Consider the following 1165-nt stretch of genomic DNA (forward strand, 5'->3'; position numbering starts at 1 on the left):
CGCCGATGTCGCTCTGGTGGCCGAACATCGAGGTGTAGGCGATGAGGCGCCCGTCCTTGAAGACGGGGAGCAGGACGAGCCAGTCGTTGCAGTGGCTGATCGCGCCGCCGACCGAGTAGGGGTCGGAGAGGAAGATCATGTCGCCGTCTTCCACGGTGCCGTCGAAGCCGTCGAGGAAGGGGCCGATGTAGGAGCCGAACTGGCCCACGATCATGCGGCCCTGGTGGTCGGCGATGAGCGGGAAGGCGTCACCCTGTTCGCGGATGCCGGGCGACATGGCGGTGCGCACGAGCGTGGCATCCATCTCGATGCGGGCGTTGCGAAGCGCGTTCTCGATCACCTCGAGCGTGACCGGGTCGATCTCGACCGTGGTGAACGGGGTCTGGTTTTCCTGAATGATCTGTGCGGGCATTAGAGTGTTCCTTCGCTCACTTCAGGTTGATGAGGATGTTGCCGTAGGCATCGACGGTGCCGGTGCAGTCGGCTTCGATGAGCGTGGTGGAGTCCATCTCGGTGACGATGGCCGGACCCTGGATCACGTCGTTCGCCTTGAGCCTGGAACGGTCGTAGATCGCGGCGGGCACCATCTGGCCATCGGCCCAGAGTTCATGGTCGCGCACCTTGGCCTCGATGGGATCGCCATTGCCTTCGGGCAGGCGCTGGGCCTCGAGGTCGAGCACGGGGCCGAGCGCCACGGCACGCAGGTTCACCAGCTCGTGCTCGGAGTCCATCTTGAAGGTGAAGAGGCGCTCGTGCTCGTCGTCGAAGCGCTGCATGATCGCGGCAAGACCGCCGGCCTTGAGCGTCTCGGGATCGATCGAGAGAGGCACCTCGAAGGCCTGGCCTTCGTAGCGCACGTCGAGTTCGAACTGGACGGTGACGTCGCTGGCCGCGATGCCCTCGCCGGTGAGTTCCTTGGTGGTCTGCGCGGCCATCTCTTCAAGCTGGGCGAGCACGTCGCTTTCTTCGGTCTTCGAGAAGGGCTTGGAGTACGAACGCGCGGTCTCGGTGCGCATGCGCGTGGTCGCATCGCCCAGCGCGCACAGCACGCCCGGCGAAACCGGCGAGACGGCGGGCCACGAACCCATCAGCCTGGCGACGGCATTGACGTGGAGCGGACCCGCCCCGCCAAAGCCCATGACCGCGAAGTGCCGGGGGTCATAGC

The 1165-nt window shown here is 65.6% G+C and carries 2 protein-coding genes; both read right to left on the bottom strand.

The window, feature by feature from the left end; translation table 11 throughout:
• Window positions 1–412: hydantoinase B/oxoprolinase family protein (locus HT136_RS26020; protein WP_214202652.1), on the bottom strand; the 412-nt coding region annotated here is incomplete at its 3' end.
• Window positions 413–428: 16 nt separating this feature from the next.
• The coding region (locus tag HT136_RS26025) for a hydantoinase/oxoprolinase family protein (protein ID WP_281423520.1) at window positions 429–1165 on the bottom strand (737 nt) is incomplete at its 5' end.

The sequence above is a fragment of the Novosphingobium profundi genome, from assembly GCF_018491765.1.
Taxonomy (GTDB): domain Bacteria; phylum Pseudomonadota; class Alphaproteobacteria; order Sphingomonadales; family Sphingomonadaceae; genus Novosphingobium; species Novosphingobium profundi.